Source organism: Dysgonomonas sp. BGC7, from assembly GCF_001261735.1.
Taxonomy (GTDB): domain Bacteria; phylum Bacteroidota; class Bacteroidia; order Bacteroidales; family Dysgonomonadaceae; genus Dysgonomonas.
In genome coordinates this window covers 115,470-137,875 of sequence record NZ_CVRP01000013.1, presented here as the reverse complement: position 1 = coordinate 137,875, position 22,406 = coordinate 115,470, and the positions used below count along the sequence as shown (strand labels likewise).

36 protein-coding genes are annotated in these 22,406 nt (G+C 38.8%); 33 read left to right on the top strand and 3 right to left on the bottom strand.

Annotated elements, in window-relative coordinates; translation table 11 throughout:
- Positions 1 to 22: 22 nt before the first annotated feature.
- The 30 genes from rpsJ to rplQ all read left to right on the top strand — a co-directional run bounded on the left by rpsJ (position 23) and on the right by rplQ (position 14,928).
- Positions 23 to 328 carry a 30S ribosomal protein S10 gene (gene rpsJ / locus BGC7_RS12865; protein WP_006841785.1) on the top strand — a complete coding sequence of 102 codons (306 nt, stop codon included), beginning with the start codon at positions 23 to 25 and terminating at the stop codon, positions 326 to 328.
- A 37-nt stretch (positions 329 to 365) separates the two neighbouring features.
- Entirely contained in the window at positions 366 to 986 is a 621-nt protein-coding gene (gene rplC, locus BGC7_RS12860) for a 50S ribosomal protein L3 (RefSeq protein ID WP_050702006.1), read from the top strand.
- On the top strand, positions 986 to 1,615 hold the full coding sequence (rplD, locus tag BGC7_RS12855) for a 50S ribosomal protein L4 (protein ID WP_050702005.1): 630 nt from the start codon (positions 986 to 988) through the stop codon (positions 1,613 to 1,615). The genes rplC and rplD overlap by 1 nt, the downstream gene beginning before the upstream one ends.
- Positions 1,616 to 1,628: 13 nt before the next feature.
- Positions 1,629 to 1,922 (top strand): 50S ribosomal protein L23, encoded by a 294-nt coding sequence (gene rplW, locus BGC7_RS12850; protein ID WP_050702004.1) that lies wholly within the window; start codon positions 1,629 to 1,631, stop codon positions 1,920 to 1,922.
- 7 nt (positions 1,923 to 1,929) lie between these two features.
- Positions 1,930 to 2,754, top strand: a complete 825-nt coding sequence (gene rplB / locus BGC7_RS12845) for a 50S ribosomal protein L2 (RefSeq protein WP_050702003.1) — start codon at positions 1,930 to 1,932, stop codon at positions 2,752 to 2,754.
- A gap of 23 nt (positions 2,755 to 2,777) precedes the next feature.
- Complete coding sequence (gene rpsS / locus BGC7_RS12840) at positions 2,778 to 3,047, top strand: 30S ribosomal protein S19 (protein WP_050702002.1); 270 nt, start codon at positions 2,778 to 2,780, stop codon at positions 3,045 to 3,047.
- Positions 3,048 to 3,087: 40 nt separating this feature from the next.
- A complete protein-coding gene (rplV, locus tag BGC7_RS12835) occupies positions 3,088 to 3,495 on the top strand; it encodes a 50S ribosomal protein L22 (protein ID WP_050702001.1) in 408 nt (135 codons plus the stop codon).
- Positions 3,496 to 3,502: 7 nt separating this feature from the next.
- On the top strand, positions 3,503 to 4,252 hold the full coding sequence (rpsC, locus tag BGC7_RS12830) for a 30S ribosomal protein S3 (protein ID WP_050702000.1): 750 nt from the start codon (positions 3,503 to 3,505) through the stop codon (positions 4,250 to 4,252).
- A 22-nt stretch (positions 4,253 to 4,274) separates the two neighbouring features.
- Positions 4,275 to 4,706, top strand: coding sequence for a 50S ribosomal protein L16 (gene rplP, locus BGC7_RS12825; RefSeq protein WP_050701999.1), 432 nt, complete (start codon positions 4,275 to 4,277; stop codon positions 4,704 to 4,706).
- Positions 4,707 to 4,711: 5 nt separating this feature from the next.
- The gene (gene rpmC / locus BGC7_RS12820; protein ID WP_050701998.1) at positions 4,712 to 4,909 is read left to right on the top strand and encodes a 50S ribosomal protein L29; all 198 of its coding nucleotides are present in this window, start codon (positions 4,712 to 4,714) and stop codon (positions 4,907 to 4,909) included.
- A 6-nt stretch (positions 4,910 to 4,915) separates the two neighbouring features.
- Positions 4,916 to 5,173 carry a 30S ribosomal protein S17 gene (gene rpsQ, locus BGC7_RS12815; RefSeq protein ID WP_029903260.1) on the top strand — a complete coding sequence of 86 codons (258 nt, stop codon included), beginning with the start codon at positions 4,916 to 4,918 and terminating at the stop codon, positions 5,171 to 5,173.
- Between the two features lie 2 nt (positions 5,174 to 5,175).
- The gene (gene rplN, locus BGC7_RS12810; RefSeq protein ID WP_050701997.1) at positions 5,176 to 5,541 is read left to right on the top strand and encodes a 50S ribosomal protein L14; all 366 of its coding nucleotides are present in this window, start codon (positions 5,176 to 5,178) and stop codon (positions 5,539 to 5,541) included.
- A gap of 17 nt (positions 5,542 to 5,558) precedes the next feature.
- The gene (gene rplX / locus BGC7_RS12805) at positions 5,559 to 5,876 is read left to right on the top strand and encodes a 50S ribosomal protein L24 (RefSeq protein ID WP_050701996.1); all 318 of its coding nucleotides are present in this window, start codon (positions 5,559 to 5,561) and stop codon (positions 5,874 to 5,876) included.
- On the top strand, positions 5,876 to 6,439 hold the full coding sequence (rplE, locus tag BGC7_RS12800; RefSeq protein ID WP_050701995.1) for a 50S ribosomal protein L5: 564 nt from the start codon (positions 5,876 to 5,878) through the stop codon (positions 6,437 to 6,439). Before rplX ends, rplE begins: the two co-directional genes overlap by 1 nt.
- A 1-nt stretch (position 6,440) precedes the next feature.
- Positions 6,441 to 6,710 (top strand): 30S ribosomal protein S14, encoded by a 270-nt coding sequence (gene rpsN, locus BGC7_RS12795; RefSeq protein ID WP_050701994.1) that lies wholly within the window; start codon positions 6,441 to 6,443, stop codon positions 6,708 to 6,710.
- Positions 6,711 to 6,777: 67 nt separating this feature from the next.
- Entirely contained in the window at positions 6,778 to 7,173 is a 396-nt protein-coding gene (rpsH, locus tag BGC7_RS12790; protein ID WP_050701993.1) for a 30S ribosomal protein S8, read from the top strand.
- A gap of 22 nt (positions 7,174 to 7,195) precedes the next feature.
- Positions 7,196 to 7,750, top strand: a complete 555-nt coding sequence (rplF, locus tag BGC7_RS12785) for a 50S ribosomal protein L6 (RefSeq protein WP_050701992.1) — start codon at positions 7,196 to 7,198, stop codon at positions 7,748 to 7,750.
- Positions 7,751 to 7,769: 19 nt separating this feature from the next.
- On the top strand, positions 7,770 to 8,114 hold the full coding sequence (gene rplR, locus BGC7_RS12780) for a 50S ribosomal protein L18 (RefSeq protein ID WP_050701991.1): 345 nt from the start codon (positions 7,770 to 7,772) through the stop codon (positions 8,112 to 8,114).
- A gap of 5 nt (positions 8,115 to 8,119) precedes the next feature.
- Positions 8,120 to 8,638, top strand: coding sequence for a 30S ribosomal protein S5 (gene rpsE, locus BGC7_RS12775; protein ID WP_050701990.1), 519 nt, complete (start codon positions 8,120 to 8,122; stop codon positions 8,636 to 8,638).
- An 18-nt stretch (positions 8,639 to 8,656) separates the two neighbouring features.
- Complete coding sequence (gene rpmD, locus BGC7_RS12770; RefSeq protein WP_050701989.1) at positions 8,657 to 8,833, top strand: 50S ribosomal protein L30; 177 nt, start codon at positions 8,657 to 8,659, stop codon at positions 8,831 to 8,833.
- Positions 8,834 to 8,862: 29 nt separating this feature from the next.
- Positions 8,863 to 9,312, top strand: a complete 450-nt coding sequence (gene rplO, locus BGC7_RS12765; RefSeq protein WP_050701988.1) for a 50S ribosomal protein L15 — start codon at positions 8,863 to 8,865, stop codon at positions 9,310 to 9,312.
- A gap of 1 nt (position 9,313) precedes the next feature.
- On the top strand, positions 9,314 to 10,630 hold the full coding sequence (gene secY / locus BGC7_RS12760; RefSeq protein WP_050701987.1) for a preprotein translocase subunit SecY: 1,317 nt from the start codon (positions 9,314 to 9,316) through the stop codon (positions 10,628 to 10,630).
- A gap of 10 nt (positions 10,631 to 10,640) precedes the next feature.
- Positions 10,641 to 11,441, top strand: a complete 801-nt coding sequence (map, locus tag BGC7_RS12755) for a type I methionyl aminopeptidase (RefSeq protein WP_050701986.1) — start codon at positions 10,641 to 10,643, stop codon at positions 11,439 to 11,441.
- Between the two features lie 16 nt (positions 11,442 to 11,457).
- Complete coding sequence (infA, locus tag BGC7_RS12750; RefSeq protein WP_006800239.1) at positions 11,458 to 11,676, top strand: translation initiation factor IF-1; 219 nt, start codon at positions 11,458 to 11,460, stop codon at positions 11,674 to 11,676.
- 15 nt (positions 11,677 to 11,691) lie between these two features.
- Complete coding sequence (gene ykgO / locus BGC7_RS17680) at positions 11,692 to 11,808, top strand: type B 50S ribosomal protein L36 (protein WP_082206710.1); 117 nt, start codon at positions 11,692 to 11,694, stop codon at positions 11,806 to 11,808.
- Between the two features lie 33 nt (positions 11,809 to 11,841).
- Positions 11,842 to 12,222: a 30S ribosomal protein S13 gene (gene rpsM, locus BGC7_RS12745; RefSeq protein ID WP_050701985.1), complete on the top strand. Its 381-nt coding sequence runs from the start codon at positions 11,842 to 11,844 to the stop codon at positions 12,220 to 12,222.
- A 10-nt stretch (positions 12,223 to 12,232) separates the two neighbouring features.
- Positions 12,233 to 12,622: a 30S ribosomal protein S11 gene (gene rpsK, locus BGC7_RS12740; RefSeq protein WP_050701984.1), complete on the top strand. Its 390-nt coding sequence runs from the start codon at positions 12,233 to 12,235 to the stop codon at positions 12,620 to 12,622.
- A 106-nt stretch (positions 12,623 to 12,728) separates the two neighbouring features.
- Positions 12,729 to 13,337 carry a 30S ribosomal protein S4 gene (rpsD, locus tag BGC7_RS12735; RefSeq protein ID WP_050701983.1) on the top strand — a complete coding sequence of 203 codons (609 nt, stop codon included), beginning with the start codon at positions 12,729 to 12,731 and terminating at the stop codon, positions 13,335 to 13,337.
- 8 nt (positions 13,338 to 13,345) lie between these two features.
- On the top strand, positions 13,346 to 14,338 hold the full coding sequence (locus BGC7_RS12730; protein ID WP_050701982.1) for a DNA-directed RNA polymerase subunit alpha: 993 nt from the start codon (positions 13,346 to 13,348) through the stop codon (positions 14,336 to 14,338).
- Positions 14,339 to 14,346: 8 nt separating this feature from the next.
- Positions 14,347 to 14,928, top strand: a complete 582-nt coding sequence (rplQ, locus tag BGC7_RS12725; protein ID WP_050701981.1) for a 50S ribosomal protein L17 — start codon at positions 14,347 to 14,349, stop codon at positions 14,926 to 14,928.
- A gap of 380 nt (positions 14,929 to 15,308) precedes the next feature.
- On the opposite strand, the gene pbpC is transcribed toward rplQ, so the two are convergent.
- Complete coding sequence (gene pbpC, locus BGC7_RS12720; protein WP_050701980.1) at positions 15,309 to 17,702, bottom strand: penicillin-binding protein 1C; 2,394 nt, start codon at positions 17,700 to 17,702, stop codon at positions 15,309 to 15,311.
- A 268-nt stretch (positions 17,703 to 17,970) separates the two neighbouring features.
- Between pbpC and BGC7_RS12715 the strand changes: the two genes are divergently transcribed.
- The 3 genes from BGC7_RS12715 (at position 17,971) to BGC7_RS12705 (ending at position 20,650) form a co-directional block, all read left to right on the top strand.
- A complete protein-coding gene (locus BGC7_RS12715) occupies positions 17,971 to 19,008 on the top strand; it encodes a lysylphosphatidylglycerol synthase transmembrane domain-containing protein (RefSeq protein ID WP_050701979.1) in 1,038 nt (345 codons plus the stop codon).
- Between the two features lie 133 nt (positions 19,009 to 19,141).
- Entirely contained in the window at positions 19,142 to 19,963 is an 822-nt protein-coding gene (locus BGC7_RS12710; RefSeq protein ID WP_050701978.1) for an alpha/beta hydrolase, read from the top strand.
- A gap of 36 nt (positions 19,964 to 19,999) precedes the next feature.
- The gene (locus tag BGC7_RS12705) at positions 20,000 to 20,650 is read left to right on the top strand and encodes a response regulator transcription factor (RefSeq protein WP_050701977.1); all 651 of its coding nucleotides are present in this window, start codon (positions 20,000 to 20,002) and stop codon (positions 20,648 to 20,650) included.
- Here BGC7_RS12705 and BGC7_RS12700 read toward each other — a convergent pair.
- On the bottom strand, positions 20,647 to 21,312 hold the full coding sequence (locus BGC7_RS12700; protein ID WP_050701976.1) for a helix-hairpin-helix domain-containing protein: 666 nt from the start codon (positions 21,310 to 21,312) through the stop codon (positions 20,647 to 20,649). The two genes, BGC7_RS12705 and BGC7_RS12700, sit on opposite strands and share 4 nt — an antisense overlap.
- A gap of 95 nt (positions 21,313 to 21,407) precedes the next feature.
- Entirely contained in the window at positions 21,408 to 22,349 is a 942-nt protein-coding gene (trxB, locus tag BGC7_RS12695) for a thioredoxin-disulfide reductase (protein ID WP_050701975.1), read from the bottom strand.
- Positions 22,350 to 22,406: the final 57 nt, after the last annotated feature.

Sequence of the window (22,406 nt, the reverse complement as noted above, 5' to 3'; positions counted from 1 at the left end):
TTAATAATTAATTAAACTGACAATGAGTCAAAAAATTAGAATTAAACTGAAATCTTACGATTACACTTTGGTAGACAAATCTGCTGAGAAAATCGTTAAAACAGTAAAAGCTACAGGAGCTGTAGTTAGTGGTCCAATTCCATTGCCTACTCACAAACGTATCTTTACTGTAAACCGTTCGACTTTCGTAAACAAAAAATCTCGCGAACAGTTTGAGCTTTCTTCTTACAAAAGATTAATTGATATCTACAGCTCAACAGCTAAAACAGTAGATGCTCTTATGAAACTTGAATTACCAAGTGGTGTAGAAGTAGAAATCAAAGTTTGATGAATTTTTATATTGAATTAAATAAATAATTAGAGAAATGCCAGGATTATTAGGAAAAAAAATCGGAATGACATCCGTTTTCAGTGCCGAGGGAAAAAATATTCCATGCACTGTTATCGAAGTGGGTCCTTGTGTAGTTACTCAGGTTAAAACGTCTGAGAAAGATGGTTACGAGGCTGTGCAGATAGGCTTTGCCGAAAAGAAAGAAAAGCACACCACAAAACCACAGATCGGACATTTTAAGAAAGCCGGAGTTGCACCTCAAAGACACTTGGCCGAGTTCAAGTATGAAGAGAAATACAATCTGGGAGATGTTATCACCGTAGATGGAATGTTCTCTATGGACGATCCTTATGTGGACGTAATTGGAGTATCAAAAGGTAAAGGATTTCAAGGGGTTGTTAAACGCCACAATTTTGGTGGAGTTGGACAAGCTACTTTGGGTCAACACAACCGTCTGCGTGCACCGGGTTCTATCGGAGCTTGTTCATACCCTGCAAAGGTATTTAAAGGAACAAGAATGGGTGGTCAGATGGGTAACAAGCAAGTTACTGTGCAAAACCTCGTGATCATTAAAATAATACCGGAACATAATCTTTTGTTGATTAAAGGTTCAGTACCGGGAAGTAATGGTTCAATCGTTAGAATAGAAAGATAATGGAACTGAATATATTAGATAAAAGCGGTAAAGATACCGGCAAGAAAGTAGTATTGAATGATGCTATTTATGGAATAGAACCTAACGAGCATGTTCTTTGGTTAGACATCAAACAGTATCTGGCAAACCAACGTCAAGGTACTCACAAGACTAAAGAAAGAAGTGAACTGTCTGGTAGTACACGTAAGCTGATCAAACAAAAAGGAGGCGGTGGCGCACGTCGAGGCGATATCAAATCTCCGCTGTTAGTTGGTGGTGCACGCGTATTTGGTCCTAAACCAAGAGATTATAGCTTCAAATTAAATAAGAAAGTAAAACAACTGGCACGCAAATCGGCTCTTTCAACAAGAGCGAAAGATAATCAAATCGTTGTAGTAGAAGATTTCTCTTTCGAGGCTCCTAAAACAAAAGATTTTGTAGCGCTAGTTCAAAATTTGCAAGTGGCTGATAAAAAGATACTTCTTGTTTTGCCAGACCAAAATAAAAATGTATATTTGTCGGCTCGTAATTTGCAAAGAGTACAAGTTGTAAGAGCTTCTGACTTAAATGCTTACTCAATACTTAACTGTACAAGTTTAGTATTGGCTGAGTCGTCGGTAGCTATTATAGATAATCTTTTAAAAGCATAAGGAGGTAAATATTATGGGAATTTTGATTAAACCAATATTAACAGAAAAGCAAACAGCGATTTCAGAAAAATTTCCGAATCGTTATGGTTTTCGTGTTGCTCCTAGTGCAAACAAAATGGAGATTAAGAAAGCAATAGAAGAAGTTTACGGCGTGAAAGTTGAATCAGTAAACACTCTCAACTACGCAGGAAAACGTAAAAGCCGTTATACCAAAGCTGGTGTGATAAACGGTAAAACTTCTGCTTACAAGAAAGCGATAATCACCCTGAAAGATGGTGAAAGTATAGACTTTTTTAGCAATATCTAAATAGAAAATGGCAGTACGTAAATTAAAGCCCACAACACCGGGGCAAAGACACAAAATTATTGGTACATTCGAAGAAATCACTGCAAGTGTACCAGAGAAATCTCTTGTAGTCGGCAAAAGTGCGTCTGGTGGCCGTAACAATACCGGTAAGATGACCATGCGTTATCTCGGAGGCGGTCATAAGAGAAAATACAGGCTCATAGACTTTAAGAGAACAAAAGACGGAGTACCAGCTTCTGTGAAATCAATAGAATACGATCCGAATCGCTCGGCTCGTCTTGCTCTATTGTATTATGCAGACGGAGCAAAGACATACATCTTGGCGCCGCAAGGATTGGTAGTAGGTCAAACAGTGATATCCGGAGAAGATGCTGCTCCGGAGGTAGGAAATGCATTGCCTTTGGCAAAAATTCCTATCGGTACAGTTATTCACAATATAGAACTTCGTCCTGGTCAGGGAGCTAAGATGGTTCGTTCGGCAGGAGCTTTTGCTCAGTTGACTTCTCGTGAAGGAAACTATGCAATCATAAAAATGCCTTCCGGAGAAACACGCAAGATACTTCTTTCTTGTAAAGCTACTATCGGTAGCGTAGGTAACTCAGATCACGGACTTGAAAAATCAGGTAAAGCGGGACGCTCTCGTTGGCTTGGTCGCCGTCCTCATAACCGAGGTGTAGTAATGAACCCTGTCGATCACCCGATGGGTGGTGGTGAAGGTCGTGCTTCAGGAGGTCATCCAAGATCACGTAAAGGATTGTATGCTAAGGGTCTTAAAACAAGAGCTCCTAAGAAACATTCTTCTAAGTACATAATTGAAAGAAGAAAAAAATAATAACCTGATTTAATAAAGAAATTATGAGTCGTTCGTTAAAAAAAGGCCCGTATATTAATGTTAAGCTTGAGAAAAAAGTCTTGGCTATGAATGAGTCAGGGAAAAAAGCTGTAGTTAAGACATGGGCAAGAGCTTCAATGATATCACCGGACTTTGTAGGTCACACTATTGCTGTTCACAACGGAAATAAATTTATTCCTGTATATGTAACAGAAAATATGGTAGGACACAAACTAGGTGAATTTGCACTTACTCGTACATTCCGTGGACACGGTGGTAACAAGAAGAAATAATTGAAGTGCCATTAATTAATAAAAAAAAGAAAACATTAATATGGGTAAAAGAAAACATTTAGCAGCTGAAGCAAGAAAAGAAGCTCAAAAGACTGTTTCTTTTGCTAAGTTGAACAATGTGCCGACATCTCCTCGAAAAATGCGTCTTGTAGCAGATATGATTCGTGGAATGGAGGCATTCAGGGCACTTGGCGTATTGAAATATTCAAACAAAGAAGCTGCTGCTAAAGTAGAAAAATTATTACGTTCAGCTATCGCAAACTGGGAAGCTAAAAATGAACGTAAAGCAGAAAGTGGTGAGCTATATGTGTCATTGATAAACGTAGATGGTGGAGCAATGTTGAAAAGAATGCGTCCTGCACCTCAAGGTAGAGGTTACAGAATACGCAAACGTTCAAACCATGTTACACTTCACGTAGATACACTTAATAAAGAAAAACAAAATTAATCGGCAGATGGGACAAAAAGTAAATCCAATAGCAAATCGTTTAGGAATCATCAGAGGATGGGACTCTAACTGGTATGGAGGCAAGAGCTACGGAAACACACTGTTGGAAGACAGCAAAATCCGTAAGTATCTCAATGCCCGTCTGGCCAAAGCTAGTGTATCACGTATCGTTATCGAAAGAACACTTAAACTTGTTACTATTACAGTTTGTACAGCTCGTCCGGGTATCATTATCGGTAAAGGCGGACAAGAAGTAGACAAGCTGAAAGAAGAGTTAAAGAAAATTACAGATAAAGATATTCAAATCAATATTTTTGAAATCAAAAAACCCGAGTTGGATGCAGTTATTGTAGCTAATAACGTAGCCCGTCAGGTAGAAGGTAAAATAGCTTACCGTCGTGCTATCAAAATGGCTATCGCTTCAACAATAAGGATGGGTGCAGAAGGTATCAAGATTCAAATATCAGGACGTTTGAACGGAGCAGAAATGGCTCGTTCGGAAATGTATAAAGAAGGACGTACTCCACTACATACATTCCGCGCCGATATAGATTATGCACATGCCGAAGCACTTACAAAAGTTGGTTTGATTGGTATTAAAGTGTGGATTTGCCGTGGAGAAGTTTACGGCAAGAAAGACCTGGCTCCTTCATTCGTAGCCTCTAAAGAAAGCGGACACTCTGGCAACAGAGGAGAACGTCGTTCTAACAACAGAGACGATCAAGGAAAAGGTTTCAAGAGAAATAAGAGAAAGTAATTAAAAAAACGTTCGAAGTAAAATGTTACAACCGAAGAAAACAAAATTCAGAAGACAGCAAAAAGGTCGTATGAAAGGCAATGCTCAAAGAGGGCATGAACTAGCTTTCGGTTCGTTTGGCATCAAAACCCTTGAAAACAAATGGATCACAGGGCGCCAAATAGAAGCGGCTCGTATTGCAGTAACTCGTTACATGCAGCGTCAAGGACAAGTTTGGGTTAGAATTTTCCCAGACAAACCTATCACAAAGAAACCTGCCGAAGTACGTATGGGTAAAGGTAAGGGATCGCCGGAAGGTTTCGTTGCACCGGTAACACCAGGTAGAATACTATTCGAAATCGAAGGAGTATCTTATGATGTAGCAAAAGAAGCATTGCGCCTAGCTGCACAAAAGCTTCCTGTGACTACTAGATTTATAGTACGCAGAGATTATGACTTAACTCAAAACGCTTAAGAAGTATGAAAATTGCAGAAGTAAGAGAACTTTCCGACAAAGAATTGAAAGAAAGACTAGATGCTGAAAGAGTAGCATTAAACCAATTGGTGTTAAACCACAGTGTATCTCCATTGGACAATCCGATTAAGATTAAAGAAAAACGTCGCGATATCGCACGTTTTCTTACAGAATTGCGCCAAAGAGAACTAAAAAATAATTAAGAGCTGATGGAAACGAGAAATTTAAGAAAAGAAAGATTCGGGGTCGTTTTCAGTAACAAGATGGATAAAACCATTACTGTGGCTGTGAAATGGAAAGAAAAACACCCTATTTATGGAAAATTCGTTAACAAAACGAAGAAATATCATGCTCATGACGAAAAGAACGAGTGCAACATTGGCGACACAGTACGCATCATGGAAACTCGTCCGTTGAGTAAAACCAAGAGATGGAGATTAGTAGAAATAATCGAAAGGGCTAAATAATTATGATACAACAAGAATCGAGACTAGTAGTTACTGATAACAGTGGAGCTAGAGAAGCATTATGTATCCGTGTTCTAGGCGGAACAAGAAGACGCTACGCGTCGGTAGGGGATGTGATTGTGGTTGCTATCAAAAATGTGATCCCTTCGAGTGATATTAAAAAAGGTGCTGTAACAAAAGCAATAATCGTTCGTACAAAAAAAGAAATTCGTCGTCAGGACGGTTCTTACATACGTTTCGACGACAACGCTTGTGTATTGTTAAACGCAGCAGGTGAAATCAGAGGAAGCCGTATTTTCGGACCAGTTGCCCGCGAACTTCGTGCAACTAACATGAAAATAGTTTCACTAGCACCAGAGGTACTATAATCCAAAAAATAAAAGCAATGAGTAAATTACATATCAAAAAAGGCGATATAGTATACATTAATGCTGGTAAGAATAAGGGTGAAACTGGACGTGTACTAAAAGTGTTTGTTGAAAAACAACGCGCAATAGTAGAAGGTTGGAACAAAGTTACCAAGCATACTAAGCCTAATGCGAAAAATACGCAAGGAGGAAGAGAGAAAGTAGAAGCTCCTATCCATATCTCGAACCTGAACGTAGTAGACCCTAAAACAGGAAAACCTACACGTATCGGTCGTAAAGAAGTGGATGGTAAGCTAGTTCGTTACGCTAAAAAATCAGGGGAGGAAATTAAATAATGAGCAATACAACAACCCTCAGAGCAGAATACAAAGACCGTATTGTAGCTTCTTTGATGAAAGAATTCGGTTATAAATCGAATATGCAAGTGCCTGTTTTGAAAAAAATCGTTATCAACCAAGGTCTTGGTATAGCTGTGGCAGATAAGAAAATTATCGAAACAGCAGTTAATGAAATTACCTCTATTACAGGACAAAAAGCTGTAGCAACATATTCTAAAAAGGATATCTCTAACTTCAAGTTGCGTAAGAAAATGCCTATCGGAGTGATGGTTACACTACGCAACGATAAAATGTACGAATTTCTGGAAAGACTTGTTCGCGTGGCATTGCCTCGTATTCGCGACTTTAAAGGAATCGAAAGTAAGTTAGATGGCCGTGGAAACTATACACTGGGTATTGAAGAACAAATAATCTTCCCTGAAATTAATATTGATAATATTAGTAAAATTCTGGGAATGAATATTACCTTTGTAACTTCCGCAAAAACAGATGAGGAAGGCTATGCTTTGCTCAAAGAATTTGGGTTACCATTTAAGAACGCAAAAAAAGAATTGATATAAGATGGCAAAAGAATCAATGAAAGCTCGTGAGGTAAAAAGAGCTAAGCTTGTTGCTAAATATGCAGCAAAAAGAGAACAGTTGAAAGCCGAAGGCGATTACGAAGCTCTACAAGCTCTACCTAAGAATGCTTCACCTGTACGTTTGCACAACCGTTGCAGTATCACAGGACGTCCAAAAGGCTATATACGCCAGTTTGGAATTTCCCGTATACAGTTCAGGGAAATGGCTTCTAAGGGATTAATACCCGGAGTTAAAAAAGCAAGTTGGTAAGAATTTTTTTTTAGTATAGAATTAAATATTGTCCCGATAGACGGGATTAATTTAAATCAATTTAAACATGACAGATCCAATAGCAGATTATTTGACGCGTCTAAGAAATGCCATCATGGCAAATCACCGAGTTGTTGAAATTCCGGCGTCAAATTTGAAAAAAGAGATTACAAAAATTCTCTTGGAAAAAGGCTACATTCTTAACTATAAGTTTGTAGACGAAGGACCTCAGGGCTCTATAAAAATAGCCTTGAAATACGATCCTGTAAACAAAGTAAATGCGATCAAGAAACTGATTCGCATATCTTCTCCAGGTCTTCGTAAATATGTAGGGTATAAAGAAATGCCTCGTGTTCTTAACGGACTAGGTGTAGCTCTAGTATCTACCTCTAAAGGAGTGATGACAGACAAGGAAGCGCGCGAACTGAAAGTTGGTGGCGAAGTAATGTGTTATGTTTATTAATTAAGAGGGAGGATAGTAAGTTATGTCAAGAATAGGTAAATTACCCATCAATCTTCCTGCCGGAGTAACAGTTACTGTAGGCAAGGATAACGTAGTTACAGTAAAAGGACCAAAAGGAGAATTATCGCAAGAAGTAAATCCTGATATTAAAGTCTCTGTTGAAGATGGAGTGTTGTCAGTAACACGTCCATCAGACGAAAAAGCTCATCGCTCTCTACATGGATTGTATAGATCTTTGATCAACAACATGATTATAGGCGTTTCTGAAGGATATCGCAAAGAATTGGAATTAATAGGGGTTGGTTACCGTGCTTCAAACACAGGTCAGCTTCTAGAACTTTCATTAGGTTATACTCATAGTATCTATATGCAGTTGCCTGGTGAAGTAAAACTAGAAACAAAATCTGAAAGAAATAAGGCACCTCTAATTATTCTAGAATCTTGTGATAAGCAACTGATCGGTCAGATTTGTTCGAAAATTCGCTCATTCCGTAAACCTGAACCTTACAAAGGAAAAGGTATACGCTTTGTAGGTGAAGTTATCCGTCGCAAATCAGGTAAAGCCGCAGGTAAATAATTCATAAACTGTAGTAATCATGGTAACAAAGACAGATAGAAGAAATAAAATAAAACTACGCGTACGTGGAAAGATCTCCGGAACTACCGAGCGTCCGCGCCTGACAGTATTCAGAAGCAACAAGCAAATATATGCACAAGTTATCGACGACTTGACAGGTAAAACTTTGGCAGCAGCTTCGTCTCTTAAATTAACAGACAAAGCTCCTAAAAAAGAAATAGCTGCAAAAGTTGGCGAACTAATTGCTAAAAGTGCTCAAGAAGCTGGCATCACAACTGTGGTATTTGACCGTAACGGTTATCTATACCATGGCAGAATCAAAGAATTGGCAGATGCTGCCCGTAACGGTGGACTTAAATTTTAATAGAAATGGCAGGAGTTAACAATAGAGTAAAATCGACTAACGACATCGAACTAAAAGATAGACTAGTAGCTATCAACCGTGTTACTAAAGTAACAAAAGGAGGTCGTACATTCAGCTTCGCTGCTATCGTAGTTGTAGGTAACGAAGATGGTATCGTAGGTTGGGGATTAGGAAAAGCCGGTGAGGTTACAACAGCCATTGCTAAAGGAGTTGAAGCTGCAAAGAAAAACCTTATAAAAGTTCCTGTACTAAAAGGTACAGTTCCTCACGAACAAATCGCTCGTTTTGGTGGATCTGAAGTTATGATCAGACCAGCTGCTCCGGGTACCGGAGTGAAAGCGGGAGGTGCGATGCGCGCTGTGCTTGAGAGTGTTGGAGTAACAGATGTGTTGGCAAAATCGAAAGGTTCGTCAAACCCTCACAACTTGGTGAAAGCTACAATCGAAGCTTTAGGTGAGTTGAGAGACGCATATACTGTAGCTCAAAACAGAGGTGTTTCGATGGAAAAAGTGTTTAAAGGTTAATTTGCAAAGAAAATTATTATGGCAAAAATTAAAGTTAAACAAGTAAGAAGCAGAATCAACTGCCCTAAAGATCAAAAACTGACTTTAGATGCTCTTGGTTTAAGAAAACTAAACCGAGTGATAGAGCATGAAGATACACCTGCTATCAGAGGAATGATCAACAAGGTTCACCATTTGGTAACTATTGTAGAGTAATTTAGTTTATAAGATAAAAAATATAAAATATGAGTTTATCAAATTTGAGACCTGCAGAAGGATCTACCAAAACCAGAAAAAGAATCGGCCGTGGTACGGGTTCAGGTTTAGGCGGAACTTCCACAAAAGGTCATAAAGGGCAAAAATCCAGATCAGGTTATTCTAAGAAGATCGGTTTCGAAGGAGGTCAGATGCCTATTCAACGCCGTCTTCCTAAGTTCGGTTTCAAAAGCTTAAACCGCATAGAATATAAACCTATCAATCTGGATGTTTTACAACGTTTGGCTGAAGCTAAGAATTTGGCAAAAATTGATGTTCAAACATTGATTGATGCCGGATTTATTTCAGCAAAACATTTAGTGAAAATACTTGGAAACGGAGCCTTAACAGCTAAGTTAGATGTTGAAGCTCATGCGTTTTCAAAATCAGCAGAAGCAGCTATACAAGCAGTAGGTGGAACCGCAACAAAACTGAAGTAAGATGGGATTTATATCAACACTGCAAAATATATCGAAGATTGAGGACCTTAGAAAAAGGCTCCTCATAACCTTCTTTTTCGTAGTGATCTATCGCTTCGGAGTTCATATAATCCTTCCGGGAGTTGATCCTTCAGCGCTTGATGCGTTGCAGGCTAAAACTTCGGGAGGTATACTTGATATCCTTAATATGTTCTCAGGAGGGGCATTTGCCAATGCATCTATTTTTGCATTAGGTATTATGCCTTATATTTCTGCTTCCATCGTTATGCAGTTGTTGGGTATGGCATTGCCATATTTCCAAAAATTGCAACGTGAAGGAGAAAGTGGACGTACTAAGATGAATCAGTATACACGTTATCTGACTGTTGCTATTCTATTGTTCCAAGGTCCGGCTTATTTGATGGGCGCACTTGGTCAGGCAGCTCCTACTACATGGGACTTTGTTGTTCCATCTACCATAATATTGGCTGGAGGTAGTATGTTTGTGCTTTGGCTGGGAGAGCGTATTACTGATAAAGGGATTGGTAATGGTATTTCATTTATCATCCTTGTTGGTATCATTGCTCGTTTGCCACATGCTTTGATTGGAGAATTTACTTCCCGATTGAGCAGTCAGGCTGGTGGATTGATTATGTTCTTAGCAGAAATAGTATTGTTGCTACTTATTATTTGTGGAGCAATATTGTTAGTGCAAGGAACACGTCGTATTCCGGTACAATATGCTAAAAGAGTTGTAGGAAATAAACAATATGGTGGTGCACGTCAGTACATTCCTTTGAAAGTGAATGCTGCAAACGTGATGCCTATTATCTTTGCTCAGGCAATTATGTTTGTTCCTATTACACTGGCTGGATTCTCTACAGAAAAGACAGGATTTGTAGGCTCGCTTACATCTCACGATGGTGTTGCATATAATGTTTTGTTTGCCCTTCTTATTATAGCGTTTACATGGTTCTATACAGCAGTAACCATTAACCCTGTGCAAATGGCAGACGAACTAAAGCGTAATAATGGATTCATACCGGGTATCAAGCCGGGTAAGAAGACAGCAGACTATATAGACTCTATAATGTCCCGCATTACTTTTCCGGGTTCATTATTTTTGGCATTAGTTGCTATTCTTCCTGCCTTTGCCAGCTACTTTGGTGTAAGCCGTGAGTTTTCTCAATTCTTTGGAGGAACATCGTTGCTTATTCTTGTAGGGGTTGTATTGGATACATTACAGCAGATAGAAAGTCACTTGCTGATGAGACACTACGATGGTTTATTGAAATCCGGAAGAATTAAAGGACGTTCAGGTTCAATTGCAGCATATTAAGGAGGTTTAGATGATATTTCTAAAGACAGACGAAGAAATCGAATTGATGCGTGAAGCCAATCGCCTTGTGGGGATGACCTTGGGCGAAATGGCAAAACATATTAAACCGGGAGTTACTCCGGCTCAATTAGATAAGATTGCAAAAGAATTTATACACGATCATGGAGCTATACCTTCTTTCTTAGGATATAAAGGAGCTCCGGGTAGTGTAGATTTTCCAGGTGCAATTTGTGCTTCGGTCAATGAACAAGTCGTACATGGTTTTCCTACCGACTATGTTTTGAAAGAAGGTGATATTATTTCCGTTGACTGTGGAACTGAAAAGAACGGATTCTGTGGAGACTCAGCTTATACGTTTTGTGTAGGTGAAGTTGCAGAAGACGTTAAACGGTTGCTGAGAACAACGAAAGAATCGCTTTATCTGGGGATAGAAAAAGCTGTGGAAGGAAATCGCGTAGGCGATATCGGAGATGCAGTACAAACATATTGTGAGAAAAAAGGCTATTCAGTCGTACGAGAACTTGTTGGTCATGGTATAGGGCGTAAAATGCACGAAGCTCCTGAAGTACCAAATTATGGTAGAAGAGGAACAGGTCCTTTGCTCAAAAAAGGGATGTGTATCGCAATAGAACCAATGATAAACATGGGGAGTAAAAATGTCGTTTTCGAAAGCGACGGATGGACTGTAAGAACCAAAGATCGCAAACCTTCTGCTCATTTCGAGCACACGGTAGCTATTCGACAAGGTAAAGCTGATATATTATCTACATTCGAATTTGTAGAAGCTGTTTTGGGGAATAACGGAATTTAAATCTTTAATAATATTTATGGCTAAACAAGCAGCAATAGAACAAGACGGAGTCATAGTAGAAGCACTATCCAATGCTATGTTTCGTGTCGAGCTAGAAAACGGACATGAAATCACAGCTCATATTTCGGGAAAAATGCGTATGCATTACATTAAAATATTGCCGGGAGATAGAGTACGTGTAGAAATGTCACCCTATGACTTGTCCAAAGGACGGATTTCATTCAGATACAAATAAAAAATAAACAAAGATATGAAAGTAAGAGCATCACTGAAAAAGCGTACAGATGACTGTAAGATCGTCAGAAGAAAAGGTCGCTTATATGTAATAAACAAAAAAAATCCTAAGTTTAAACAACGTCAGGGATAATTTATTAATTTTGCAAATTAATCTAAAAAATATATGGCAATAAGAATAGTTGGGGTCGATTTACCACAAAATAAGAGAGGCGAAATAGCCTTGACATACATTTATGGTATCGGACGTAGCTCTGCTAACAAAATCCTCGCTGAAGCAGGAATTGATAGAGATATCAAAATAAAAGACTGGAATGACGATCAGGCAGGAAAAGTGCGTGAAATCATCGCCGCTCAGTTTAAAGTAGAAGGAGACTTACGTTCAGAAGTGCAACTTAATATCAAGCGATTGATGGACATAGGTTGCTACAGAGGTATCCGTCACCGTATCGGTCTGCCTTTGAGAGGTCAAGGTACTAAGAATAATGCCCGTACACGTAAGGGTAGAAAGAAAACTGTTGCTAACAAGAAAAAAGCTACAAAATAATTAATTTGATATGGCAAAAAAAACAGTCGCAGCGAAAAAGAGAATCGTTAAAGTGGATGCTACAGGACAGGCTCATGTACATTCTTCTTTCAACAATATCATTATTTCGATCACGAATGGCGATGGCCAGGTTATCAGTTGGTCGTCAGCAGGGAAAATGGGTTTCCGCAGTTCAAAAAAGAACACCCCATATGCAGCTCAAATGGCAGCACAGGACTGTGCTAAAGTTGCATTTGACTTAGGATTGAGAAAAGTAAAAGTATTTGTAAAAGGACCGGGTAACGGACGTGAGTCTGCAATCCGCACAATCCATGCAGCAGGTATTGAAGTAACAGAAATTGTTGACGTTACTCCACTTCCTCACAATGGTTGTCGTCCTCCAAAACACAGAAGAGTTTAATCAAATTTAAAAATTGGAACTTGAATTGTGAATTTGATTGCAACGACCCTCTCTGTAATCGCGGCTGCACAATTTTAGCTTTCATCAATTATTAATTAGAAAAGAAATGGCAAGATATACTGGACCAAAATCAAAAATCGCCCGTAAATTCGGAGAGCCAATATTCGGACCTGACAAAGTTCTTTCTAAAAAGAATTATCCTCCGGGACAGCATGGTAACGGAAGAAAGAAAAAATCGTCAGAGTACGGTATTCAATTGCGTGAAAAGCAAAAAGCAAAATATACCTATGGTGTTCTTGAAAAACAATTCCGTAACATGTTCGACAAAGCGCTAGCTTCGCGTGGTATTACCGGTGAAGTTCTTTTGCAAATGTTGGAATCGAGACTAGATAACGTTGTTTATCGTCTGGGAATTGCACCTACAAGAGCAGCAGCCCGTCAGCTTGTTTCGCACCGTCATATCACCGTTAACGGATCTGTGGTAAATATACCATCATTTGTAGTTAAGCCGGGACAACTTATCGGAGTTCGTGAAAAATCGAAATCTCTTGAAGTTGTAAGTGAAGCATTGTCTGGTTTCAACCATAGTAAATACCCTTGGATCGAGTGGGATCAAGCTTCTCTGACAGGAAAATTCCTTCACATACCAGAGAGAGCTGATATCCCTGAAAACATTAAAGAACAGTTGATCGTAGAGTTGTATTCTAAAAATTAATTAAATTCATGGCTATATTAGCATTTCAAAAACCGGATAAAGTATTGATGTTAGAATCGGATGAGTTTTTCGGAAAATTCGAATTCCGTCCGCTAGAACCCGGCTATGGTATTACCGTAGGTAATGCTTTGCGTCGTATTCTGCTTTCATCTCTTGAAGGTTTTGCTATCACTTCTATAAAAATCGACGGTGTTGAGCATGAATTTGCCACCGTGCCGGGTGTTATAGAAGATGTTACAAATATCATTCTGAACTTGAAGCAAGTACGCTTCAAACAGATAGTAGAAGAGATAGAAAATGAGAAGGTAAGTATAACTGTCTCAGGTACTGATGTATTCAAAGCTGGAGATATAGGAAAGCATCTGTCAGGATTTGAAGTATTGAACCCTGACTTCGAAATTTGTCATTTAGACAAGAATGCAAGCTTCCAAATCGAGTTGAATATTAACAAAGGCCGTGGATATGTACCTGCCGATGAAAATCGCAATTTGTCCGACGATGTTAATGTTATAGCTATTGACTCTATTTATACTCCGATCCGTAATGTAAAATACTCTATCGAAAACTATCGTGTAGAGCAAAAAACGGACTATGAGAAACTTGTTATAGAAATAGCAACTGATGGATCTATTCATCCAAAAGATGCTTTGAAGGAAGCTGCTAAAATTCTTATTCATCATTTTATGTTGTTCTCAGACGAAAAGATTCTGTTGGAACAAAATGAAGTTGACGGAAACGAGGAATTTGACGAAGAAATACTTCATATGCGTCAATTGCTGAAAACTAAGTTGGCTGATATGAACCTTTCGGTTCGTGCACTTAACTGTTTGAAATCAGCAGAAGTGGAAACTTTAGGTGAGCTAGTGCAATTCAATAAGAACGACCTTCTTAAATTCAGAAACTTTGGTAAGAAATCTCTTACCGAACTTGATGAATTGCTGGACAGCCTAAGCTTGTCTTTCGGCATGGATATTTCTAAATATAAATTAGATAAAGATTAGTAAGCGACATGAGACATAATAAAAAATTTAACCACTTAGGACGTACAAGTTCACATAGAAATGCTATGTTGTCTAATATGTGTTCGTCTTTGATCCTAAGCCCTAATAAGCGTATTTTTACGACTGTAGCTAAGGCTAAAGCTTTGAAAAAAGTTGTAGAACCACTTATTACTAAATCTAAAGAAGACACAACTCACTCAAGACGTTTGGTTTTCCAGGATTTGCAAAATAAGAGTGCTGTGACTGAGCTTTTCCAAAACGTATCTCAGAAAGTAGCTGACCGTCCGGGTGGATATACTCGTATAATTAAAACTGGTAACCGTCTGGGAGATAATGCAGCAATGTGTTTTATCGAGTTGGTAGACTACAACGAGAATATGCTGAAAGAGAAGAAAGCTGCTTCGAAAGGAAGAACTCGTAGATCTAAAAAGGCTACTACAGAAAATGAACCTGTAGCAGCTAAGGAAACTGCTAAAAAAGCTAAGGCTGAAAAAGCTGAAGAAGTAGTAGCAGAAGCTCCTGTTGAGACACCTGTTGTTTCTGAAGCGCCTGCTGTTGAAGGAGAAGAAACTCCTAAAACAGAAGAATAAGTAAGACGAAATTCTTATAAATAGAAAAGGGATGTATTTTATCAATACATCCCTTTTTGTTTTTTTAGTCCTCTTTGGTTATAAAATAAGAGCGGCTATCTTGGAAAAGATAGCCGCATTAGAACTCGGTTAGTTCTTGAATCTCTTATCATGGGGAAGTGCGAATCTCGCTTCTTTCCCCATAGTTCTACAAATTTCGTATCAAGGTTGGGAAGTCTTAGGAAAGCATCATGCTATATTTTGTGCTTTCTATATATAAGATGCTAATATCATAAAAATGTTGCATTGATGTTGCTGAAAAAGTGAATATATTTTTATTTATTTTCTATTTATTTGTGTATGTTGCTTTTTATGAGCTTTTTATGAGCTTTTGAAAAATACTATTTTATATTAAATTTTATTGTGCTGCTTAATCCTGTTTCATCAACAACGGTCAAAATATGGGTACCTTTAGCCGGAGAATACTCCTTTTTATGGAAATATTCAGTTTCTCCGATATACTGACCATCTAAGTGCCAAAATACTTTGTTTTGAGGAGATCTATGTGCTAATTCAAAGATCAATTTTCCGGGAGAACCATCCAGCTGTTTAGGTAAACTTATTATAGCATTAGGGAAAGGGTATATAAATTCCATTAACTTAATATCGGAGTCGTCTTTACATTCGGGGGAATAAGGCGGGAGAGGCTCATAATTTGAATGCTGTTGTTTATAATACCATTCCCATGTAGGAGGTAGTACAAACCATGAGATATGGATGATCCCTCTGCTACCTGCGCAATCATTATATACTTGAAATTTTCTGTCTTCCGAGAGATGTACAAGCTTGTGATATGTACATACAGCACCATCCCGACCTTTTTTAGATACCCATACAGTATCTATTTCTGCTTCCGGGCAATTCATGCTTTTCAGACATCCACTTTCGTGGCATACTTCTACTTGCACCAAGTCCTGATCGGGTCTTGTAAACCAACGGCTCTGAGGGAGTGAATTGAATATGTCGAACATTACCATTCCTGCGGTTCGGGCTCCCGTAAGTCCGGGGCGTCCTTCTCCATCGGAATTGCCAACCCACACTCCTACTACATATTTGGGGTTTACTCCGACTGCCCATCCATCGCGAAACCCAAAACTGGTTCCGGTTTTCCATGCTATTTTTTGTATAGATGGAATGGATTTCCAGTCTATTTCTTCGGGACGGTTTACATTGGTAAGGGCTTCGAATGTTTGCCATATAGCTCCTGCCGAAAAGAGTGGATTACGATTGCGATCTCCCAGTTCATTATTGTTTTCTTGTAGTATGTATGCCGGAGATTTCATATCATAGTATCGTCCTTCTTCGTTAAATATATTTAGCTGCTGAGCCATTTGCAGATACATGTATGTTATGTCCCAAAGCTTGCCTTCTGCTCCTCCTAAAATTAGGGAAAGTCCGTAATTGTCGGCAGAACGGTTCAGAGTAGTCATTCCTGCTCTTTTCAATATATTGTAGAATTTAGGGACATTATATTTACGTAAAGAGACTACGAAAGGAACATTCAGCGAGCGAGCCAATGCTTCGGATGCATGTACAGCCCCATCATATTGCAGACTGAAGTTCTTAGGAGCAAAGCCGTTCATGTTGATGGGTACATCGGGCAATAACTCGTCGGGTAGCAACAGTCCTTCCTGCAACATAGCGCAGTAAAGAAACGGTTTCAAGATGCTGCCTGTACTTCTTGACGCCTGTATTATATCTACCTGATTGGCTGAGATATCTTTTTCGAAGTCTACATTGCCACAGTAGGCTATGACTTCATTTTTCTGTACATCGAATATTATTGCAGCTATATTATTTATTCCGTTTTGCGCAAATTCAGCATTCCAGCGACTAAGGATAGACTCGGTACGCTCTTGCTGGTGCTTATCTATTGTAGACACGATGTGCTTGCCTCCTTGTTCCTGATAGAGCTTTGTTACCAAGTGTGGTGCTATTTGCGGCAGTGCTTGTGGCTGAAAGGGTAGGGGCTCTGATACAGCAAGTTCGTAATCTACTTTATCTATAATATTGCGGTTGTATAATTGCTCCAGAAGTTTATTCCTTTTGTTCAGTAATTTGTCCCTGTTCTTGTTGAAATGCATCAGTGAGGGAGAATTGGGCAACACGGCTAGAGTTGCTGCTTCGGCCCATGACAGGGTTGCTGCCTGATGGGCAAAATATCTCCACGATGCAGCTTCTATACCCACTACGTTACCCCCCATAGGGGCGTGCGATGCGTACAGATTCAATATGTCGTCTTTAGAATACGAAAACTCTAGGCGGGTAGCAAGTATAGTTTCTATCAGTTTTTCGCCAAATGTGCGGCTTTCTTTTCGCGACAGGCGTATTGTCTGCATAGTTATGGTGCTTGCGCCACTTACGATGTGTCCACTGCTTATATTCTGTTTAATGGCTCTGCCTATAGCCAGAGGATTAATGCCCCAATGCTTGAAGAAGTGCCTGTCTTCAAATTCTATCAGGCATATTTTATATTTTTCGGGTATGGAGTCGGAGGTAGGAAAGCGCCATTGCTGGTCGTCGGCAATACGTGCGCCTAAGAGGTTATTATATCTGTCGGACACTACGGTACTGTATGGTACATGAAAAAGAGGAGAGGGCAGGCATAGGATATACCAAATAAGTAATATCAGACAGATTGGTATTCCTATCCGGTATTTTAGTTTGCTCTTTTTATATTTCTCAAAAAGACTGTTACTGTATTTTTTTATTATGTGAAGAACGTTTTTTACCACTCTTTTACAGAGATTTACTTTTTCTTGTTGCGCTTAATGAACCATACTATAATTCCGATAACAAATATAATTGGAATTACTAAAACAATGATTCCTATGATGCCGAAAATAACAATTTCGCTTGTCCCCAATCCATCTATCATAATGTAAAGTCAGTTATAATTAGTGTTTATTGTTAAAGGTAAATATTTTCATATTATATCTTTACTGTAAATGTACAAAAAGAAAGGAGAAAGTTTCTTATTTTTGTACAATTGTCAAATGTAAGATGGAAAAAACGGCGTCAGGGTTTAGTATTTGGAAAGTATTGCTACCAACCTTTATAGGATTGGGGGTAGTTGCTTATATGTTTAGCCGAGAATTCAATATTGACGATCTGAATCAAATAAATATAACGGGTAATACTATATTCTGGATTCTTGTTGCTTTTGCTTTCATGTTAGGGCGAGATATTGGCTTTACGATCCGTTATCGCTATCTCACAGAAAAGCAGCTTTCGTGGATGCAGTGTATTAAGGTTACTCTATTGGCCGAGTTTGGTACAGCTATCACACCTTCTGTCGTGGGAGGTTCGAGTATGGCTGTTCTCTTTTTGGCCAAAGAGAATATTCCTGTGGGGCGAAGTACGGCAATGGTGTTTGTTACATTATTGCTCGACGAGATGTTTTTTATAATAACCTTTCCTATCTTGCTGCTGTTTCTCCCATTTCATACTCTTTTCGCTGATCATACAGCTTTGGGGTCGGGCGTGTTGGTGCTATTTATTGCAGCGTATATTATAAAGATGTTGATATGTACACTTCTTATCATAGGTCTTTTTTTCAGGCCTCAGGCTATACGCTGGCTGATAATAAAGATTTTCCGTTTGCCATTGCTTCGCCGCTGGCACAAGGGAGCGGCAAAAGCAGGTGATGATATTATTGTTAGTTCGAGAGAAATCAGAGGAAAAGGTCTTTCGTATTGGTATCCTTTGATAATAGCGACTATATTGTCGTGGTGCTCTCGTTATTTGGTTGTGAATGCTATTTTTATGGCTTTCTTCGAAGTGCATGATAATCTGTTGATTTTTGCCCGTCAGTTTGTGATGTGGGTAGTAATGGTGGTGAGCCCTACACCTGGAGGAAGCGGATTTAGTGAGTTTATATTCAAGCAATACCTCAGTGAGTTTATTCCATTGGCAGGGGTTGTTCCTCTGATTGTATTACTATGGCGTTTATTGACCTATTATAATTATTTGTTTGTAGGGGCTTTGATTGTACCCCGCTGGGTAAAGAAATCGTTTGGAACAAAATCGGTTAGTAGCTGACCTTATCAGTTACCAGTCTGTTTATCTATACTTAGGAGTATATTGTTTTGGTAATACAGAATAAACAAGGGATAAGAAAACGAGGTGAAAAGTGTACAACTTTGTCAGGTTTTAGTTAAAATTAGAATGTGAAATGAAAAGAATTGGTCTGTTATTTTTGTTTGTAGTATTTCTATGCTGTACTATCTCGGCGCAGATAGTGGATACAATAGAGGTGTTTAGTCAGAAAATGGGACGTAATATCAAAAATGTAGTTGTTCTACCCCAAGGTTATGATAAATCAGCGTCTCGTACATATCCCGTAGTATACCTTCTTCATGGTTATGGTGGATCATATGATACTTGGGTAAGAAGAACAAAGAAATCTCTACCTCAGGAGGCATCAAAGTGGCAGATGATTGTTGTATGTCCCGATGGTCAGAACAGTTGGTATTGGGATAGTCCGATCGATCCTAAAATGCAGTTTGAGACATATGTAAGTTCTGAACTGGTAAACTATATTGATGCTAATTATAAAACAATATCTTCTTCCAAAGGTCGTGCTGTCACAGGATTTAGTATGGGCGGGCATGGTGGCCTATGGTTGGGAATAAATCATCCCGATGTATTTGGTGCATGCGGCTCTATGAGCGGAGGTGTGGATATACGTCCTTTTCCTAACAATTGGGATATGAAAAAGAGGCTTGGAACATACAAAACTAATACTGCAATCTGGGATAGTTATACTGTCATAAATCAATTGGATAAAATAGAGCCTAATAGTCTTTCTATTATCATAGACTGTGGAAGAGACGACTTTTTTTATCAGGTAAATGAAGAGCTACATAAAGAAATGCTGTATAGGAATATTCCCCATGACTATATTATACGTCCGGGTAAGCATACGCACGAATATTGGAATAACGCAGTAGATTATCAATTACAGTTTTTCTCTAAGTTTTTTGATCAGGAATAATTTCTTTTCTTTGTTTATAAAATATACAATGGCAGGATGAAAGATGTTGTTATTATAGATAGGCAGGATATTACACGAATAGGGATAGAAGCTCTTTTGGCTGAGACCAGAAGAACTGCTTCTGTACAACACGTGGAAACAAAAGCCGAATTGATAAAAAGGCTGGTTGTAAACTCTCAGGTAGCTATTATTTTGGATTATACTCTTTCTGATTTTGCCAGTGTGGATGAGCTTCTGAATGTAGGATATCGTTTCCCTGATACACGTTGGTTACTCTTTTCGGAAGAATTAACAAATGAATTTCTTCGACGGCTGGTCTTTAGTAGCGAAGCGTTTAGTGTTGTATTAAAATCATGTGATCTGGATGAGATTAATTTGGGATTGTTACATCTTCTTAAGGAAGATCGGTTTATCTGTGCGCGAGTGACAAATCAATTACTCCAGACTCAGAAGCCGGCATCAGACACACTGGATCATATTCTTACGGCTACAGAGAAAGAAATATTGAAGGAGATTGCATTGGGGCACACGACAAAAGAAATAGCTGCTCATCGTAATATAAGCTTTCACACGATAATCACTCACCGAAAGAATATATTCAGAAAGCTGGAAGTGAATAACATACATGAGGCTACAAAGTATGCTATGCGCGCGGGATTAGTAGATATGGCCGATTATTATATTTAATCGAACTCTAAGTAAGGAGTCAGGCGTAGTATATCCTTTTCTGGAAACTCATCCAGTAAGGTTAAACGTTTGATAGATTCTATACTTCCTTTTCTTTTTCTTATATCTATTATTGCCTGTGCCTGTTTGTAGCTTATATAGGGGTGTTTGTTGAGTTCTCGAAAGTCAGTAGAATTGACCTTTATTCTCGACACTTTGACCTCTATTTTTATGTACGGTACAATATCGTTGAAGAGAAAATCGTCCATTCCCCATACTTCTTTTAGCTGGTCTATATAGCAGAATCCTCCCAGAGAGTTTCTGTATTTTACAATCCTGTTGGCGAATCCGCTACCTATGCCGGGGATGGTCTTCAATGTTGTAGTGTCTGCACTGTTTAATTCGATTGTTTCTCCTTGTTTTAGCTTTTGTAGGCGTGGGGTGTACTTATAAGGGTTATTGTGTGTGTTGTTATCTATATATTCGGTATGCTTGGTCTCTTTTAATCCTTTCTGGAATTTTTCAAATAAGAGTGTTTGTTCTTGGCCTTTTTCATCTGTGTCTGTTTGTTTTTGAGGCCGTGTCACCAAATAGAAAACGCCGCTTATACTTATAAGTATGAGCAGTAATATAATGGCGGTTTTATCACCTTTTTGGAAATAGAAATAGTTCTTCCAGTTCATGTGCAGGTTTAATTAATTCAACGTCTAAAAATAATAAAAAAGCCTATAGAAAGTGCATCTATAGGCTTTTAATAATATTTTGAGTAGAAGAGCAACTACCAGCCTTTTTCGCTTAGGTATCTTTCTGCTTCTATAGCAGCCTGACATCCTGTTCCTGCTGCTGTTATAGCTTGTCGGTAATGAGGGTCTGCTACATCTCCTGCGGCAAACACACCTTCTACACATGTTCTTGGTGTTCCGGCTTCTGTGATAATGTAACCTACAGAATCCAAATTGATTTGCCCTTTAAATATGTCTGTGTTTGGTTTGTGCCCTATAGCAAGGAAGAATCCATCTATTTTAATATCGAACTTTTCTTCATTGGCTTCTCCCTGATGTTTCACTATATGAGCACCTTCCACTCCGTTATCTCCAAATAGTCCTACTGCATTACATTCGAATAGAATTTCTATTTTCGGGTTCTGTATGGCTCTGTCTTGCATAACTTTTGATGCACGAAGGAATGGCTTGCGAACAATCAGATATACTTTCTCTGCCAATCCTGCCAGATAAATAGCCTCTTCACAGGCAGTATCTCCGCCTCCTACTACAGCTACAGTCTTTTTGCGGTAGAAAAATCCATCGCAGGTAGCACAGGCAGAAACTCCCATACCGGCATATTTGGTTTCGTCAGCTAAACCAAGATACTTGGCGCTGGCTCCGGTTGCTATAATTACGCTATTTGCTTCTATTATCTTTTCTCCATCTATAGTTACTTTACGAGGATAAGAGTTGAAGTCAACACTTGTAGCAATACCAAAGCGGATATCGGCTCCAAAGCGTGATGCTTGTTTTTTCAGATCTTCCATAAGTTCGGGCCCTGTGATTCCTTCTGGATAGCCTGGGAAGTTTTCTACTTCGGTGGTAGTCGTCAACTGTCCTCCGGGTTGTATTCCTTCATACAACACAGGTGAAAGGTTTGCTCTTGAGGCATAAATAGCGGCTGTATATCCCGCAGGACCTGATCCAATGATAAGACAACGTACTTTTTCGTTCATATTATTACAATTATATGTTTTGTTTATATTTTATATAAAGGTATAGAATGTATTGAT